Source organism: Marinomonas foliarum, from assembly GCF_003337275.1.
Lineage (GTDB): Bacteria > Pseudomonadota > Gammaproteobacteria > Pseudomonadales > Marinomonadaceae > Marinomonas > Marinomonas foliarum.
Window position 1 is genome coordinate 1 of record NZ_QPJQ01000032.1, and the last position, 18,366, is coordinate 18,366.

General features: G+C 43.3%; 16 protein-coding genes. 11 read left to right on the forward strand and 5 right to left on the reverse strand.

Annotated features, from left to right (window positions below; genetic code table 11):
• Positions 1-352: 352 nt before the first annotated feature.
• The 3 genes from DFP77_RS14985 to DFP77_RS14995 all read right to left on the reverse strand — a co-directional run bounded on the left by DFP77_RS14985 (position 353) and on the right by DFP77_RS14995 (position 4,160).
• Complete coding sequence (locus DFP77_RS14985) at positions 353-1,870, reverse strand: fumarate hydratase (RefSeq protein WP_114413044.1); 1,518 nt, start codon at positions 1,868-1,870, stop codon at positions 353-355.
• Between the two features lie 161 nt (positions 1,871-2,031).
• Entirely contained in the window at positions 2,032-3,660 is a 1,629-nt protein-coding gene (locus DFP77_RS14990) for a DUF2786 domain-containing protein (protein ID WP_114413045.1), read from the reverse strand.
• A gap of 56 nt (positions 3,661-3,716) precedes the next feature.
• Complete coding sequence (locus DFP77_RS14995; RefSeq protein WP_114413046.1) at positions 3,717-4,160, reverse strand: HIT domain-containing protein; 444 nt, start codon at positions 4,158-4,160, stop codon at positions 3,717-3,719.
• A gap of 85 nt (positions 4,161-4,245) precedes the next feature.
• Here DFP77_RS14995 and DFP77_RS15000 point away from each other — a divergent pair, with 85 nt between their 5' ends.
• The 4 genes from DFP77_RS15000 to wrbA all read left to right on the forward strand — a co-directional run bounded on the left by DFP77_RS15000 (position 4,246) and on the right by wrbA (position 7,942).
• Entirely contained in the window at positions 4,246-5,115 is an 870-nt protein-coding gene (locus DFP77_RS15000; RefSeq protein WP_114413047.1) for an SMP-30/gluconolactonase/LRE family protein, read from the forward strand.
• Positions 5,116-5,169: 54 nt separating this feature from the next.
• A complete protein-coding gene (locus tag DFP77_RS15005; RefSeq protein ID WP_114413048.1) occupies positions 5,170-6,894 on the forward strand; it encodes a proline--tRNA ligase in 1,725 nt (574 codons plus the stop codon).
• Positions 6,895-6,966: 72 nt separating this feature from the next.
• Positions 6,967-7,311, forward strand: coding sequence for an arsenate reductase (glutaredoxin) (arsC, locus tag DFP77_RS15010; RefSeq protein WP_114413049.1), 345 nt, complete (start codon positions 6,967-6,969; stop codon positions 7,309-7,311).
• 28 nt (positions 7,312-7,339) lie between these two features.
• On the forward strand, positions 7,340-7,942 hold the full coding sequence (gene wrbA, locus DFP77_RS15015) for an NAD(P)H:quinone oxidoreductase (protein ID WP_114413050.1): 603 nt from the start codon (positions 7,340-7,342) through the stop codon (positions 7,940-7,942).
• Positions 7,943-8,016: 74 nt separating this feature from the next.
• On the opposite strand, the gene cysB is transcribed toward wrbA, so the two are convergent.
• Positions 8,017-8,991 (reverse strand): HTH-type transcriptional regulator CysB, encoded by a 975-nt coding sequence (gene cysB / locus DFP77_RS15020; RefSeq protein ID WP_114413051.1) that lies wholly within the window; start codon positions 8,989-8,991, stop codon positions 8,017-8,019.
• 108 nt (positions 8,992-9,099) lie between these two features.
• On the opposite strand from cysB, the gene DFP77_RS15025 reads away from it, so the two are divergent.
• Both DFP77_RS15025 and DFP77_RS15030 read left to right on the forward strand, forming a co-directional pair.
• The gene (locus DFP77_RS15025; protein ID WP_114413052.1) at positions 9,100-9,861 is read left to right on the forward strand and encodes a sulfite exporter TauE/SafE family protein; all 762 of its coding nucleotides are present in this window, start codon (positions 9,100-9,102) and stop codon (positions 9,859-9,861) included.
• A 96-nt stretch (positions 9,862-9,957) separates the two neighbouring features.
• Positions 9,958-11,034 (forward strand): 3-deoxy-7-phosphoheptulonate synthase, encoded by a 1,077-nt coding sequence (locus DFP77_RS15030; protein ID WP_114413053.1) that lies wholly within the window; start codon positions 9,958-9,960, stop codon positions 11,032-11,034.
• An 84-nt stretch (positions 11,035-11,118) separates the two neighbouring features.
• Here DFP77_RS15030 and nfuA read toward each other — a convergent pair whose 3' ends face one another.
• Positions 11,119-11,700, reverse strand: coding sequence for a Fe-S biogenesis protein NfuA (gene nfuA / locus DFP77_RS15035; protein WP_114413054.1), 582 nt, complete (start codon positions 11,698-11,700; stop codon positions 11,119-11,121).
• A 260-nt stretch (positions 11,701-11,960) separates the two neighbouring features.
• Between nfuA and DFP77_RS15040 the strand changes: the two genes are divergently transcribed.
• The 5 genes from DFP77_RS15040 to fusA all read left to right on the forward strand — a co-directional run bounded on the left by DFP77_RS15040 (position 11,961) and on the right by fusA (position 18,332).
• Positions 11,961-13,622, forward strand: coding sequence for a nitrite/sulfite reductase (locus DFP77_RS15040; protein ID WP_114413055.1), 1,662 nt, complete (start codon positions 11,961-11,963; stop codon positions 13,620-13,622).
• The gene (locus DFP77_RS15045; protein WP_114413056.1) at positions 13,606-14,082 is read left to right on the forward strand and encodes a DUF934 domain-containing protein; all 477 of its coding nucleotides are present in this window, start codon (positions 13,606-13,608) and stop codon (positions 14,080-14,082) included. The genes DFP77_RS15040 and DFP77_RS15045 overlap by 17 nt, the downstream gene beginning before the upstream one ends.
• A 123-nt stretch (positions 14,083-14,205) precedes the next feature.
• Positions 14,206-14,871, forward strand: a complete 666-nt coding sequence (locus DFP77_RS15050) for a TIGR04211 family SH3 domain-containing protein (RefSeq protein WP_114413057.1) — start codon at positions 14,206-14,208, stop codon at positions 14,869-14,871.
• A 16-nt stretch (positions 14,872-14,887) separates the two neighbouring features.
• Positions 14,888-16,057: a cation:proton antiporter domain-containing protein gene (locus DFP77_RS15055; RefSeq protein ID WP_114413058.1), complete on the forward strand. Its 1,170-nt coding sequence runs from the start codon at positions 14,888-14,890 to the stop codon at positions 16,055-16,057.
• A 184-nt stretch (positions 16,058-16,241) separates the two neighbouring features.
• Positions 16,242-18,332 carry an elongation factor G gene (fusA, locus tag DFP77_RS15060; protein WP_114413059.1) on the forward strand — a complete coding sequence of 697 codons (2,091 nt, stop codon included), beginning with the start codon at positions 16,242-16,244 and terminating at the stop codon, positions 18,330-18,332.
• Positions 18,333-18,366: the final 34 nt, after the last annotated feature.

Genomic DNA, 18,366 nt, shown 5'->3' on the forward strand with positions numbered 1-18,366 from the left:
TTGCTTACTCAAAATCTATTACACTAACAATAACTTAATCGACTCATCATCCCTAAGAACAATAAGCCAACATAAAGCGAATTGACGTGTTAGACCTTTCGCAAGACTTCAATTTTTTTTGATTATCTCGAATCAGTTAAAAACCAATCCGGACAATCTTCTGAAGCCTCTAGCGAGCGCCCACACAAATTATCTGATTATCTATTTTAAAGAGCATCACCACACATGCCGTGTGGCTGAGGTCGTGTATAATACAGATAATTCAGCCCCATGCAACCACTTTTAAATAAAAAAGCCACTGCGCGCATTACGCAGTGGCTTTAGCATTTAGTAATAACTACCTAACCTAGCACTATTTTATCTCGAGTGCCTGAGCTTCAATTCTCGCTTTCCATTCAGCAGGGCCCGTAATATGAACTGATGTACCGGCAGAATCTACAGCGACCGTTACTGGCATATCTACAACATCAAACTCATAGATAGCTTCCATACCCAGCTCTGGGAAAGCAATAACATCAGCTTTTTTGATCGCTTTCGAGACAAGATAAGCGGCACCACCAACTGCCATTAGATAAACAGCACCAAACTCTTTAATAGCTTCAATAGCAACGGGACCACGCTCAGACTTACCAATCATGCCAAGCAAACCAGTTTTATCAAGAATTGTTCGGGTAAATTTATCCATTCGAGTCGCCGTGGTTGGACCTGCAGGACCAACAGCCTCATCTCTTACTGGATCCACAGGACCTACGTAGTAAATAAAGCGACCTTTTAGATCGACTGGAAGCTCTTCGCCATTAGCCATCATCTCGACCATTTTCTTATGAGCAGCATCACGACCCGTCAGCATCTTACCATTCAATAAAACAGTTTCGCCCGGCTTCCAGTCTTTTACTTGCTCTGGAGTGATGGTATTCAAATCAACTCGACGAACACTCTCACCTACTTCCCAAGTAATTTCCGGCCAATCATCCAAAGATGGTGGAACCAAGTCCGCTGGACCAGAACCATCAAGCACAAAGTGTGCGTGACGTGTGGCGGCACAGTTTGGAATCATAGCAACCGGCAAAGATGCAGCGTGCGTTGGGTAATCCATGATTTTTACATCAAGAACCGTTGTCAAACCGCCAAGTCCCTGAGCACCGATACCAAGATTATTAACCTCTTCAAAGATTGCGAGACGGAGCTCTTCAACACGCGTTTTCGGACCACGAGCCTTCAACTCATGAATATCAATTGGCTCCATCAAAGATTCTTTAGCCATAACCATGGCCTTCTCTGCCGTGCCACCAATACCTATACCTAACATCCCTGGAGGACACCAGCCCGCACCCATTGTAGGAACCGTTTTCTTAACCCACTCAACAATATCATCAGAAGGGTTAAGCATAGCTAATTTGGATTTATTCTCAGAACCACCGCCTTTAGCGGCAACATGCACCTCAACCGTATCGCCCGGAACAACTTCCATATGGATAACAGCAGGCGTATTGTCTTTGGTGTTTTTACGAGCACCAGCAGGATCAGCTAGAATAGAGGCACGCAACACATTATCTGGATGAAGATAAGCACGACGCACACCTTCATTTATCATATCAGTAACGCTTTTTGTACTTTCCCACTGAACATTCATACCAATTTTAACGAAAACAGTAACAATACCTGTATCTTGGCAAATTGGGCGCTTACCTTCTGCACACATACGAGAGTTAATAAGAATCTGCGCCATCGAATCTTTCGCAGCCTTACTTTCTTCTCGCTCATAGGCTTCATGTACCGCCTTCACAAAGTCCAGAGGGTGATAATAAGAGATAAACTGCAGCGCGTCAGCAACGCTATCAATCAGATCATCTTCTTTAATAATACTCATGCTTCTCTCCTGCTGAGAATTACGATTCAATTAAAGATGAAATGGTAAAAGATGCAGCCCCGCAAAGAAAGCGTTAAGGTGGATTTAAAACAAATATAGCCCTCATCAATGAAATGAATGAGGGCTATATAACAAGTTAGTGCAATAAGAGATATCAAAATCTAGCGATTGGCTTTTTGCTCTCTATCTGTTTTTGGTTTTTGAACAGAATGTTGAATATACTCTTCCAGTATTTGAGCGGTGAACTTCTCACGCTCTGGCAAGGATGTAATACGCTCCGCCTCCCAGTTAATCAAACGAATAAAAACCGAATACTTTTTAATAAAGCCATAACCAATATCCCTGACGCCAATGTCATTTGCGTCCATCAGATAGATCACCTGCTCTAGATTTTTTTGCGTCTCAAATTGGCCACCTTCATTAGCAGCCACTAGCAAGCGCTGAATATGTTGAATAGGATTTTCTGAAGAGCGAGATTCCTTCTTGGTCAGACTGGATGTTAAGAACTTATCTAGCATCTCCTCAGTGTGAACTTCTCTTTCATGTACATCAGAAATCAATGCAGACTCTCTCTCTAACAGACGAATAAATAAACTCTTGTTTTTAATGTCTGAAAACTCAAGATCTTTAAGAGAAAGACCATTACTCCCCATAATCTCAATCACTTTTTCATAGGAAGCTGTCGCTTCTTCCCCAACAGAAACCGCCAACACAAGATGCATGCGCAACTCGTGCATGATTTTAGCCGCTCTATAATCTTCCTTACGCTGCAAGTGTTGTTTAAAAGACTCTTTATGCTTAATCAAAGTATCACTGATTGCATCATAGCCCTGCACCGCTTCTTGCTCATCTCGTAGTCGAGCCAATCGAACTTTAGTGCAACGCTCTTCCCATGACTCATAGGATCTTGCTCTCGCCTGAAACGCGCGTTCGATTGCCTCCTCAAAACTTTGCTCTATTCGAGCGCGTTCAGCACGCTCCTGTATTTCAGTTTGCTCTTGTTCATAGCGCTCTTTCTTTTTGATCTGCAAGCTTTCTTCTGCCAACAAAAGCTGCTTATCAAGCATCTCTATTTGAGCTTGAGTTTGCGCCTCATCGAAATCCGCTAATTTCTCATAGACTTTTGACCAGTATGCATCTTCTGCGAATGGCACAGCTGGATCACTGGTTGCGTATTGATTTTTAAGCGTTTCGGTAAATTCACTACTACTCGGGCGAAAAGCATTAGTTGCATTAATTACGTTATCTGTAGATGTATAGGCAAACGACTCTTCACTGCGAGCTACTTCGACATCATCCAAAACTTCATCTACAACCATATCGTTCTCATCAATCGAATTACAATCCAACTCATCATTATGTTCAGCAACACAATCGTCAAGGTCAGGCTCAGCCTCTGAAGGTTGCTGCCCACTAAAAGAAGAGTTTTCAGTTCCTTGAAAGGCGGTGAACTCTAAATCATCCAGAATAGTACGGGCGGATTCATAAGCCCTACTTGGATCATTAGTTTTTTCACTAAATCGACGCTGATAAACCGAACTTTCAGATGATGTTTTTGCAGTAGGCTCTTTAACGTATCTGGGAGCTGCACCACCCCAACTAACTCGGTAAAGCATAGAACGGTCACACAATTGCAAAATAGGTAGCTCTCGCTGAGCAATCTCGTATTGCCTAATTAAAGATTCTGCATGACGCAAAGCCACAGTAGATTCACTTGAATTAGTAGACGTCGCTAAATTAAGTAACTTAACAACCTTTTGTATGACCTTCTTCCTTTTTCGTATGCTCATAAAACACGCTTTCCAAAGTTAGCTTATCACTCAATAATTATGAATTTTTTGCTCGTTTAATAGTAAAGCTCGGCTCCATCACTCGGTAACGTCAATTCATCGCTCAGTAATGATTGAACCTTCTGCAAGATTTCAGCCAATTCTGCTTGAGCGTATGGCACAGCCTTGTTTTTCCCCCAAATAGGGTCAGGCCAACAAGGATCGGTCTTATAGCGGACAATGTGATGGACGTGCAATTGCGGCACCTGATTGCCAAGCGCGGCAACATTTAGCTTGGTTGCTGAGAAGGCATCGTGCAAAACCTCAGCCAACACACAGCTTTCCAATAGTAATTGCTGACGATCCTCTTCGACCAACTGATAAATTTCACTAATATCATTTCTCTGAGGAACAAGAATAAACCAAGGGAACTGAGCGTCATTAATAATACGAAGCTGACACAAGGAAAAGTGCCCTACAAGAATAGAATCACGACCTAACACGGGATTTAACTCAAACATCTTTACATCTCCCTATTTACAAAAATGGCTTTAATAAGCACTATAGCACCCTATTTTTTAAAACTCTCAGAGACTTGGAGCCCGCATGACTGATATGCAATGTGCCGTGGACGTACAAGCAAAATTAGCCGAATGTCCTCGTTGGGACGAACGCACTCAAACGCTCTATTTTGTCGATATAGATTCTTTCATACTATACGCTTACAGCACAGAATCAAAGAGCCTTACACACCGTAAATTTAATGAAGAGATTGGCTGCTTTTCGCTATCCGACAGTGGCGGCTTCATCGCCGCATTTCGTTCCGGTGTATATACATTTGAAGATTTACACGCAGACTTAAAACCTTATTGGCTTGCTAATTACGACCAAAAAACAACTCGCTTTAATGATGGTCGCTGCGATGCAAAAGGCCGTTTCTTAGCTGGCACCATGTACTCTCCAAAAGATGCGTTTAACGGTGCACTACATCAATTTAGTAACGGTCAAGAAAAGCTTATCGATCAAGCGGCCTGGACCTCTAACGGCTTAGCATTTTCACCTGACAGTACCATCATGTATTATTCGGACACGCCTAACCATGTGGTCTATCAATTTGATTACGATTTAAAAACAGGCTCAGCCACCAATAAACGCGTGTTCATTGAATTCCCCCATGGCAACGGCCGCCCAGATGGCGCCGCTGTAGACAGCGAAGGGAATTACTGGTCAGCCCTTTACCAAGGGCAGCGTATCGTCAAAATCAACCCTGCAGGTGAAATTTTAGAAGAGTACCCGGTTCCAGCAACCTACCCAACCATGGTAGCTTTTGGTGGGCCAGAAATGAAAACTCTCTTTATAAGTACTTGCCGTGGCGCACAAACAGACGAAGAACTTATAAAATTTCCTCAAGCAGGAGGAATATTTTCAATTGAAACTAATGTAAAAGGCCAAACCGAACCCAGGTTCGCCGGATAAGGCTTTTTTTGTAATTTAACTTTAATCATTCAACTTTAAAGTACCCATATTATTATGCGCGCAAGCAACTATTTATTTTCTACCCTACGCGACACCCCGACTGACGCTGTAGTCACAAGCCATCAACTAATGGTCCGCGCTGGCATGATTCGCCAGATATCAAAGGGGCTATACACCTGGTTACCGACAGGTCTAAAGGTGTTCCGCAAAGTCGAGAGCATTGTTCGCGATGAAATGGAAAAAGCAGGTTCTCTAGAAGTAATAATGCCAGGTGTCCAGCCAGCTGAATTATGGCAAGAAACAGGCCGCTGGCAAAAATACGGCCCTGAGCTGCTTCGCCTTCAAGATCGCCATGGTCGTGACTACTGCCTTGGCCCAACTCACGAAGAAGTCATCACGGATCTTGCGCGCAACGAACTAACCAGCTACAAACAGCTACCAATGAACTTCTTCCAAATTCAAACAAAATTCCGCGACGAAGTACGTCCTCGCTTTGGCGTAATGCGCTCACGCGAATTTTGTATGAAAGACGCCTACTCATTTCACGTTGGCGCTGAATCACTGCAAGAAACATATGACATCATGCATAAAGCCTACTGCAACGTATTTGACCGTATTGGCCTTGATTATCGTCCAGTTCGAGCAGATACCGGTAGTATTGGCGGCGCGTATTCACATGAATTCCACGTATTAGCGGATTCAGGTGAAGATGACATTGCTTTCAGCGATTCATCTGACTTTGCAGCCAACATCGAGCTTGCCGAAGCCGTTTGCTTAAAAGAAAAAGCCGATGCGCCAACACAAGACATCGTTGAAGTATTCACGCCAGACTGCAAAACCATAGTAAAAGTGGCTGAATTCTTAAAACTAGACGTAACCAGCACAGTTAAAACTATGCTGGTAAAAGCTGTAGATGAGAATGAACAACCAAGCATCGTAGCCCTTGTGTTACGCGGTGATCACAACATCAATGAAATCAAAGTAGAAAAACTAGCAGGTATAGTCACTCCTTTTGAGTTCGCAGATGAAGCCGACATTGTTGCGAAAACAGGCTGCGCACCTGGCTCTATCGGACCAAAGGGTCTGGCAGAAAAAGGCATTCGCGTTATTGCCGACTGCTCTGCTGCAGTGATGTCTGACTTCTGCGCTGGTGCAAACAAAGATGACTACCACTTTACCGGCTTAAACTGGGAGCGTGATTGTGCCGCATTTGAAGTGGCAGATATACGTAACGTGGTTGAAGGCGACCCGTCTCCAGACGGACAAGGCACCATCGTCATTAAGCGCGGTATCGAAGTAGGTCATATTTTCCAACTTGGCCAACAATATGCTGAAGCACTTAAAGCCACAGTTTTAGATGAGAACGGTAAAGCTCAGGTCATGCACATGGGCTGTTACGGCATTGGTGTTTCTCGTATTGTTGCTGCTGCGATTGAGCAAAACTTCGACGACAAAGGCATCTTATGGCCGGAAAGCATTGCGCCTTTCGACGTCGCTATCGTTGCAATGAACTACGACAAATCAGAAGCGGTAAGAACCGAATGTGATCGACTATACACCGAACTTAAAGCAAAAGGCTTAGACGTATTACTAGATGACCGCAAAGAACGCCCAGGCGTTAAATTTGCCGATTGTGAATTACTAGGCATTCCTCACCGCTTAGTTGTTGGCGATAAAGGGCTAGAAAAAGGCACGCTGGAATACAAATACCGCAAAGCAGGCGAAAACGAAGACATCGCCATTGCTGATGCTGTCGGTTTCATCTTAGGCAAGAAATAACCCCACCAAGCCTAACGGAAGCCTTCACTTCCGTTAGGCTTTTTTATGCAAATCGTAAACAGGAGTGCGTACATGACCACCATCTACCACAACCCTCGCTGCTCGAAATCCCGACAGACTCTACAACTTCTAGAAGAAAACAACATTCAACCTGATGTTCGCTTATATTTACAAGATGCGCCTAGCATTGAAGAAATTAAAACACTGCTCAGTCAACTCTCTATTACACCACTTGAGCTTATGCGCACCAAAGAAGCCATCTACAAAGAACTTGGCTTAAGCAAAGAATCTACTGACGAAGAACGCCTACAAGCCATGCACTCAAACCCAAGCTTAATTGAGCGCCCTATTGTTATTCATAACAACAAAGCCAAAATTGGTCGCCCTCCAGAAGATGTCTTGGCCTTATTTGAATAAATGAGCATAACTTAACAGGAATCACCCAATGCCCCAGCCTCCTTACGTACTTGTTTTATTTTACAGCCGACACGGCTCCGTTTCTGAAATGGCAAAATACATTGCGCGCGGCATCAATAAAGCAGGAAGCGTAGAAGCAAAGATACGCCAAGTACCGGATGTGTCTGATACAACAAAGATTGCTGCACCCCCATTACCAGATGATGGCGCGCCATATTGCACATTAGAGGAACTGGCGGATTGTTCTGGACTTGCAATCGGTTCACCATCCTATTTTGGCAGCATGGCAGCACCACTCAAACATTTTATCGACCAAACTTCGACACTTTGGTTAACAGGTCAACTGATCGATAAACCTGCGTGTGGTTTCACTAGCGCAAGCACCATGCACGGCGGCCAAGAACAATGCTTGCACAGTATGATGACGCCATTATTGCATCATGGAATGGTTTGGCTCGGCTTACCATACAAAAACAAAGAACTCATCAGCACCGCAGCTGGCGGAACACCTTATGGCGCAAGCCACTTAGCAAACAGCACAAGCGAAACATCACTTACCAATGATGAAAAAGCACTTTGTGAAGCGCAAGGAAAACGCATTGCAGAAATGGCAGCGAAACTAAAAAAATAATCGCATGGAGCAGTCTAAAAGCAAAAACCGCGACATACACCAATATGTTGCGGTTTTTAATAGATATCAAAACGTTAGTACCTAGGAAGCTCTATATCCTTAAATAACAATTCAACATCCTGTCGATTTCCCGCCTCCATTGCCGCCATCACAACGTCTTTTGTAAGGTGCGGTGCAAATGACTCAATAAATTTATACATATAACCGCGAATAAAAGTATTGCTGCGAATACCTATTTTTGTACAGCTATCCGCAAACAAATGCGACGCATCCAATGCAACCAAATCTGCGTCTTGTAATTCATCATGAGCCATTGAAGCCACAATACCCACACCTAATCCCAAGCGTACATAGGTTTTAATAACATCTGAATCCGCCGCTGTAAAAACAACGTTAGGCTCAAGTTCAGCGTCTTGAAATGCCTGATCCAACTGCGATCGACCTGTAAAGCCAAATACATAAGTCACGATAGGGTACTCAGCTAACGCCTGCAATGTCAGCTTATTGGCCTTAGCCAAAGGGTGATCTTTTGGCACCACAACCGACCGATTCCATGTATAACAAGGTAACATCACCAAATTACCGAATAGCTCCAACGCTTCCGTTGCAATAGCAAAGTCTACAACTCCATCATTCGCCATTTCAGCAATCTGCATCGGTGTACCCTGATGCATATGCAAAGTAACGTCTGGGTAGCCATCAATAAACTGATTTATTACTTTAGGCAACGCATATCGAGCTTGCGTATGAGTAGTCGCAATATCAAGCGAGCCTTTACGCTCATCACTAAACTCCTTGGCTACGCGCTTAATATTTAAGGTTTGATTGAGCACCTCTCCTGCCAATGCTATAATTTTTTCCCCAGCAGGTGTCACATGCGTTAAATGCTTGCCACTTCTTGCAAATACCTCCACACCCAACTCATCTTCTAAAAGACGAATCTGCTTACTGACGCCAGGTTGTGACGTATATAAACTTTGTGCCGTCGCAGAAACATTTAAGTCATGACGCGCCACTTCCCATATATACCTAAGCTGCTGTAACTTCATCATCGCCCTTATTCGAAAAAGAGTTAAAAACATAATAAAATATTACTTTATAGAATAGTAAAAAAGATCTAGTGTTGCCAGCTTAAATCAACTTTATATGGCGTTCTAATGGATTTTATTTGGTACATTTGTGCTGGTGCAGCGGTTGGCTTAGCTGTTGGTATAACGGGTGTTGGCGGTGGATCACTGATGACGCCTCTTTTATTGATGTTTGGCTTCCCTCCTCATATCGCCATTGGCACAGACTTAATGTACGCAGGCATAGCGAAAAGCACCGGTGTGGTAATGCATGCTAAACGAGGCCATGTAAATTGGAAGATAGTGTTTGCCATGGCAGCGGGAAGCATTCCTGCCTCCTTTATAACCGTATGGGCACTATCTCGTTTTGACAAACCAGACCATTACCAAGAAATCCTTACCAGCACACTTGGAATCATGCTTGTCCTAACGGCAGCGGTCATTGTATTCAGAGCAAAGCTCACCAGTAAGCTAAATTTTAACTTATCCGAGAAGCAGAGCACGAAAGTCGTTTTTTTCTGCGGCTTCATTCTAGGCATCCTAGTCACCCTAACGTCCGTAGGTGCTGGTGCCTTAGGCACCGCTATTATGATGATGTTGTTCCCAGCGATGAGAGCAAAAAATATAGTAGGAACGGACCTTGCTCATGCAGTACCGCTCACCCTTGTTGCTGGCATTGGTCACATTTTCTTAGGAAATGTCGACTACACCTTGCTTGCAGCTCTATTAATCGGCTCCATCCCTACCATTTATATTGGCACCCGTATCGCTAGCCATGTCCCTAATCACGTATTACAACCCGTTTTAGCAACCGCCTTATTGTCTTTTGGCGTGAAATATCTTTTCTTTTAAAAAATTAAAAAATGCAGGTTTAGCGGTTCATTCAAAGCGAAAAACACGATATTGTAAACAGCTATAACTAAAAGCAAAAAAGCAGGAAACCCCGCAATGAGTAACAAGCGTCTTGAAGACTTAAATATTGCCTCTTTTACCTCTTTGGTAACACCGAGCCAATTAAAAAAAGAGCTGCCAGTAAACGAAAACGTTAGCAGCCACGTAGCGGAATCCCGCGACACAATTAAAAATATCATGGATGGCAAAGATCATCGCCTAGCGATCGTAATAGGCCCTTGCTCTATTCACGACCCACAAGCTGCATTAGATTATGCTGCTCGCTTAAAAGCGCTAGCTGAAAAACTAGATGACACTCTATATATCATTATGCGCGCTTATTTTGAAAAACCGCGCACTACTGTTGGCTGGAAAGGCTTAATCAACGATCCAAATTTAGACGGCACCTTTGATATCAACAAAGGCCTACGTATTGGCCGCAAGTTGCTAATTGACCTTGCCGAGCATGGCCTGCCACTTGCCACTGAAGCGCTTGATCCAATTTCGCCACAGTATATCCAAGACCTTATAAGCTGGTCTGCGATTGGCGCACGTACAACCGAGTCACAAACTCACCGTGAAATGGCATCTGGCTTATCAGGCCCTGTGGGCTTTAAAAACGGTACAGATGGCGGATTAACTGTAGCTATCAACGCCATGCAATCTGTATCCCACCCTCATTCATTCTTAGGTATTAATGAAGAAGGTCAAGTGACTGTAGTGAACACCAAAGGTAACGATTATGGTCACGTTGTTCTCCGTGGAGGTGGTGGCAAACCAAACTATGAAGCAGAGTTTGTCGCTGAAGCTGAGCAAGAACTCACTAAAGCCAAACTAAAAATGAACATAATGGTAGACACATCTCACGAAAACTCTAGCAAGAAGCCAGAGCGTCAAGTCACTGTGGCAGAAAGCGCCACACAACAAATCCTTGACGGCAACCAATCTATCATGGGCTTAATGATCGAGAGTAACATCGGCTGGGGCAATCAAAAAGTGCCAGCTAATTTGAGCGATTTAGAATACGGTGTATCTATCACTGATGCGTGCATTGATTGGGAAACGACAGAAAAGGCACTAACCGACATGGCGAATGCTTTACGTGATGTTTTACCACAACGCCAACGTGGGTAAACATACTGGATAGAAAACCATCCAACAAAAAAGGGAGTCGCTATATAGCAACTCCCTTTTTCTTATAACACCAATAAGACAAACTTACATGAAAGCGTTATCTGTCACACTATGGTCAGTCGAATCTTTCACTGCCGTCAAAGCTGGCACTTTCTCTATCAAGGTCTTTTCGACGCCTTCTTTAAGCGTCAAATCAACCGCACTGCACCCCTGACAACCACCGCCAAATTTCAATACAGCAATTGTTCCATCGACAACCTCAAGCAAACTTACTTCGCCGCCATGAGCTGCTAGGCCTGGATTAATATCCGAATAAAGCACGTAATTGATTTGATCTTCAATTGGGCTGTCTGCCGTTACTTTTGGCATTTTCGCATTTGGCGCTTTAATCGTTAATTGACCACCCATTTTTTCAGTAGCGTAATCAACAAAAGCTTCATCTAAAAAGTTTACCGAATTCGTTTCGATATACACTTTTAACTTGGGTAAGTTTAAAATCTCATCCGTCTCATTTACTTCATCTGGACGACAGTAAGCAAGGCAAGTTTCAGCATAAGGCGTACCTGGTTGCTGAATAAAAATTCGCACCGCAATACCTTCAACTCCTTGTTTTTCTAGCAAAGAAGAAAGATATTCTTGGGCACCATCCGTAATTGTAATATTCATAATAACCCTTTCTAAATCTATACAACGATCAATACTCGCCATATTACAGCAGATGACACACAAAGCCAAAGACCAAGTAAAAAAGTAGGGTATTTTTCCTTTATATTCCGCTGAGCTCTAATACCTCTTTCAACTCAACTAAGTCTAATAAGCCTTATTAGGAAAACCGCTAAAGATATAGATAAATATTCATTTTTAGAATAAAGGATCTTTGCTAATATGAGAGATACTAAAATTTATTAACCATGGTTCACTTCACTATGTATCAATACGACGCCATTGACCAACAGCTTGTTGAGGAACGCGTAGCGCAATTTCGCGACCAGACACGCCGCTATTTGAATAACGAGCTAAGCGAACAAGAGTTCCTACCTTTACGCTTACAAAACGGCCTTTATGTACAGCGCTATGCACCTATGCTACGAATTGCTATCCCATACGGAATGCTTTCTAGTGCTCAATTACGTAAATTGGCTGATATTAGCTGCCGCTATGACAAATCATATGGGCATTTCAGTACTCGTCAGAATTTACAGTTAAATTGGCCTAAGATAGAGGATGTGCCAGATATTTTGGCAGAACTAGCAGAAGTTCAAATGCACGCGGTTCAGACAAGTGGCAACTGTATTCGTAACACAACAACGGATCAATATGCCGGTGTAATTTCTGACGAGACAGTTGATCCGCGCCCATACTGCGAACTGATTCGCCAATGGTCAACCTTCCACCCAGAGTTTGCTTTTTTACCGCGCAAATTTAAGATTGCGGTAAATGCCACCGAATCTTCTGACCGCGCAGCGACACAAGTACACGACATCGGTTTGCACATCAAAAAGAACGAAGCGGGCGAAATTGGCTTTAAAGTAATCGTTGGCGGTGGCTTAGGCCGCACCCCAATGGTTGGCGTTACCATTAGTGAATTCACTCCACGCGCAGATCTATTAACGTATTTAGACGCCATTATCCGCGTCTATAACCAACAAGGTCGCCGAGACAATAAATACAAAGCTCGCATCAAGATACTAGTTAAAGCGCTAGGGATTGAAGAATTTCGTAAACGTGTTGATGCTGAATGGGCTCATTTGAAAGGCAAAGAAAGCACAGTACCAATGAGCGAATTCGATCGACTTGCTGGCTTCTTCTCTGCACCTGCTTACGACAATCTAACCAACTACCCAGAAGCTCTAACAAGCAAGCTAGCTAGCAGTGCAGGCTTCGCACGCTGGTTTGAACGCAACACCTTCGAACACAAGCAAGCAGGCTACCGAATCGTCACACTAACGCTGAAAAAAGCGGGCCAAGCTCCAGGTGATGCTACAGCCGAGCAAATGCAAAAAGCAGCAGACCTTGCTGACAAGTTCAGTTTCGGTGAATTACGCGTAAGCCATGAACAAAACCTAGTGCTTGCTGATGTTCGCCAAGAGCAACTTGTCGATCTCTGGGAAGCCGCCAAACAAGCTGGCTTCGCCACACCAACTCTTGGTTTGCTAACTGACATGATATGCTGCCCAGGTGGTGACTTCTGTGCACTAGCCAACGCCAAGTCCATTCCGATTGCAGCCCAGATCCAAGAAACATTTAATGATCTTGATTACCTTTATGACCTTGGGAACATCGATTTAAACATTTCCGGTTGTATGAATGCTTGTGGTCACCACCATGTTGGCAACCTAGGTATTCTGGGTGTAGACAAGAAAGGTGAAGAGTTCTATCAAATTTCCATTGGTGGCGCTTCTGGCCACGATGCAAGTATTGGTAAAATACTCGGCCCATCATTCGCTCAAGAAGAAATTAGTAGCGTTATTCAAAAGCTCATGAATGTTTATGTTGCAAACCGTTCTGAAGAAGAGCGCTTTATCGACACCTATCGCCGCGTTGGCATCACACCATTTAAAGAGGCCGCTTATGCCAAAGCTAATTAAGAACGGCGAAATAGTCGACAACACATACTACTGGCTACAAGGCGCAGAACAAGCCGCCACCGCAAACAGCATTGTTCCAGCACAGAAGTGGCTGGCAGATAAAGATTCTATTGGAGACATTGCTGGCATTTGGCTAGAGGCTGGCGATGGAGTTGAATTCTTACAGGATGTCGACCTAAAGCAATTCCAAGTAATAGGAATCAACTTTCCAGCATTTACTGACGGTAGAGGCTTTAGTTACGCTCGCCTACTAAAAGAAAGACTGAATTACCAAGGCGAAATCAGAGCCCTTGGTAACTTCATTCCAGACCAACTAGGCTTTCTTATTAGAGTCGGATTTAATAGCTTTCAGTTCAATGAAGAAGTTGACCTAGAGAAAGCATTAGCGCTTCATAAGCCTTTTAGTATTGCTTATCAAGGCGATGTTTCAGAGCCTAGACCGCTGTTCTTGCGTCGCTAGACAAAACATTTTCAATAAAATCACGATAAAAGGCCATTACGATGGCCTTTTCTATTGCGCAATCCCCCGCTCATCATTATCGTATAAACAAGATAAAGTAATTGATTGTTAAAGGAACTTAACGTGTCTAAGAAACGCATCATGAGCCTAATTGTTGGTTCACTACTCTCTGCCACTGTGCACTCTGCCACGGTATACATTTCTGACATTCAATTTGTTGCTATCCGAGAAGGTTTAGACAACAGCACAAGAGCGGTTGAAAGAGGGCTAAAAAGTGGTACACCACTAGAAACTCTTGAACAAAGCGATGGCTACACAAAAGTTCGCACGCCATCCGGAAATGAAGGCTGGGTTGCCGATTATTTTTTAAGCGAAGATATGGTCAGCAGAGATCAGCTCGACAACCTTCAAACTAGACTCAATAGAAGCAATGAAACCCGCACAGAAATAGCGAATGCTTTAAAAGCTAGCCAACAAAAAATCCAAAATCTTAACAACACCAACTCAACGCTGCAAAATGAAAACCAAGAATTGAAACAACAACTTGAAGATACAGAAACTCTTTCGAAGAAAGCGCAAGCTATCGTCGCTCAAAATCAAGATGTAAGTTATCAAATTGAGAGCCTTAAGCAACAAACCGACATTGCTGTTGCCAAAGCAGAAAGGCTCCAAGATACGACTGAACAAAAGTGGTTCATGATTGGCGGAGCAACGCTTTTTGGAGGCTTACTACTAGGTATCTTGGCGCCTATGCTGAGACGCAAAAAAACTGGTACAGGTTCCTGGTAATAACGGAGCCAAACTCATGGAATCATCGATAGTACACTCCTTCTTTTTAATATTTGCTGGAGCCGCTATCGTTGCTTCCATTGCCTTGTATACAAGGCAACCAATGATTATCGCTTATATAGCACTTGGCATTTTACTTGGCCCTTCGGCACTCTCCTTAATCAATGAACCCAAACTAATGGATGAAATGAGCCACATCGGCATCATTTTCTTACTTTTCCTACTTGGCCTAGACATGCAGCCAAGCCACCTAATAAATATGCTCAAAAAAGCATCATGGATTGCTCTACTCAGCTCCATCGCTTTTGCCATACTGGGGTTTAGTGTTTCCATTCTCTATGGTTATAGCCAAATTGAAAGTTTCATTATTGGCATTGCCATGATGTTTTCAAGCACCATTGTTTGTATAAAGCTCCTCCCCACAACAGCCTTGCACCACAAACATACTGGTGAGCTCGTTGTTGGCTTATTGCTACTACAAGACATGATCGCCATCGCTGTTTTGCTTGTGCTTTACAGCACCGCTAGCGCAGACGACAGTACAATAATGCAATACTTAAAACCTTTGATCGCCCTGCCACTTCTTGTGACTGGCGCATTCCTATTTGTGAAATACATTTTATTGAAGTTAATATCACGCTTTGACCGTTTCCATGAATATATATTTTTAGTGTCTATTGGTTGGTGTCTATCTATGGCAGTTCTTGCCGAAACAGCAGGGCTTTCTGCAGAAATGGGGGCTTTTATTGCAGGTGTCGCCTTGGCCACTAGCCCAATTTCCCAATACATCGCCACTCACTTAAAACCGTTAAGGGATTTTTTCTTAATTCTTTTTTTCTTTTCTATTGGTGCAAGTTTCAACCTTGACCTGCTTGGGCTAGTCATTCTGCCAGCCTTAATTCTCGCCATTAGCTCTATGCTCATTAAACCTGTCGTCTTTCGCTACCTATTAAAAGGCATCAAAGAAGATGCCAGCACATCATGGGAAGTCGGCTTTCGATTAGGCCAAGTAAGTGAATTTTCACTACTCATTGCCTATTTAGCGGCAAACATAGGACTAATTGGACAAGAAGCATCACACGTCATTCAAGCTACAGCAATTTTAAGCTTTGCCATGTCAACTTATATAGTGATACTCAACTTCCCAAACCCAATCGCCATTTCGGATAAATTACGCCGCGATTAGTGTTTTAACTGCAATTTCAAACACCCCCAAGCCACCTTAAGCCACATTTATAAAATGCTTTTCTATTGCCTCTTTCTTTAGTCACATAAAATATAATAGAATAGCGCGAAATACTTGGCTACATATGTAAAAAGTCTTGTATACTAACGCGCAAATTTCGTCCTCACTTATTTAGAGTAATGTAATGGCTGACTTATCAAAATACAGAAACATCGGTATTTTTGCTCACGTTGACGCGGGCAAAACTACTACTACAGAACGTATTCTTAAACTTACCGGTATGATCCACAAGCTTGGTGAAGTTCACGAAGGTGAATCTACAACAGACTTCATGGAACAAGAAGCTGAGCGCGGTATTACCATCCAGTCTGCGGCTGTAACTTGTTTCTGGAAAGATCACCGTTTTAACGTTATCGACACACCTGGACACGTTGACTTCACAGTAGAAGTATATCGTTCCCTTAAAGTTCTTGACGGTGGCATTGGTGTATTCTGTGGTTCTGGTGGTGTTGAACCACAATCAGAAACTAACTGGCGCTATGCGAACGAATCTGAAGTTGCACGTTTGATCTTCGTAAACAAGCTAGACCGTCTAGGTGCAAGCTTTTACCGCGTAACAGAGCAAGTAGAAAAGGTACTTGGTGCGACTCCTCTTATCATGGTTCTACCTATCGGTACTGAAGACGAGTTCTCTGGTGTTGTAGATCTTCTTACTCGTAAAGCTTACGTTTGGGATGATACTGGTTTACCTGAAAACTACAGCATTGAAGATGTTCCTGCTGACATGGTTGATCAAGTTGAAGAATACCGTGAAAAACTAATCGAAACAGCAGTTGAACAAGATGACGACCTAATGATGGCGTACATGGACGGCGAAGAGCCATCTATTGACGACCTAAAAGTTTGTATCCGTAAAGGTACTCGTGACCTTGCGTTCTTCCCAACATACTGTGGTTCTGCTTTCAAAAACAAAGGCATGCAACTTCTTCTTGACGCTGTTGTTGATTACCTACCAAGCCCAACTGACGTAATCCCTCAGGATCTTACTGATGAAGAAGGTAATCCAAATGGTGAAAAAGCAATCGTAGACGCTAAAGAGCCATTAAAAGCACTTGCATTCAAAATCATGGATGACCGTTTCGGCGCTCTTACTTTCGTACGTATCTACTCAGGCGTACTTAACAAAGGCGACACTATTCTTAACAGCTTCACGGGCAAAACTGAACGTGTAGGCCGAATGGTTGAAATGCAAGCTGACGATCGTAAAGAAATCAGCACAGCACAAGCTGGTGATATCTTAGCAATCGTTGGTATGAAAAACGTACAAACTGGTCACACTCTATGTGATCCTAAGCACCCTTGTACTCTTGAAGCAATGGTCTTCCCTGAGCCAGTTATCTCTATCTCTGTTACACCAAAAGATAAAGGTGGCAACGAGAAAATGGGTATCGCAATCGGTAAAATGGTTGCAGAAGATCCAACATTCCGCGTTGAAACTGACCAAGATTCTGGCGAAACCATTCTTAAAGGCATGGGTGAGCTTCACCTAGATATCAAAGTAGATATCTTGAAGCGTACTTACGGCGTTGATCTTATTGTTGGTCAACCACAGGTTGCTTACCGTGAAACTATCACTAAGCCTGTAGAAGACACTTACACGCACAAGAAACAGTCTGGTGGTTCTGGTCAATTCGGTAAAATCGATTACCGCATCAAACCAGGTGAAGTGGGTTCTGGCTTCACATTCAGCTCTTCTGTTGTCGGTGGTAACGTACCAAAAGAGTTCTTCCCAGCAGTTGAAAAAGGCTTTAAGTCTATGATGGAGCAAGGCGTTCTAGCTGGTTTCCCTGTACTAGACGTTGAAGTTGAGTTGTTTGACGGTGGTTTCCACGCAGTTGACTCCTCTGCAATTGCCTTCGAAATCGCAGCTAAAGGCGCTTTCCGTCAGTCAATTCCAAAAGCCGGCCCTCAATTGATCGAGCCAATCATGAAAGTTGACGTGTTCACTCCAGATGACCACGTAGGTGATGTTATCGGTGATTTGAACCGTCGTCGCGGCATGATCAAAGACCAAGAGAAAGGTTTGACTGGTGTTCGCATCAAAGCAGACGTACCTCTTTCTGAAATGTTCGGTTACATCAGTACTCTACGTACGATGACATCTGGTCGTGGTCAGTTCTCTATGGAGTTCTCTCACTACCTACCATGTCCTTCTAACGTTGCTGAAACAGTAATTGCAGCGATTAAAGAGAAGAAAGAAAAAGAAAAGAACTAATTACTAGTTTTTTCTAATATCTATAAAAACCCGA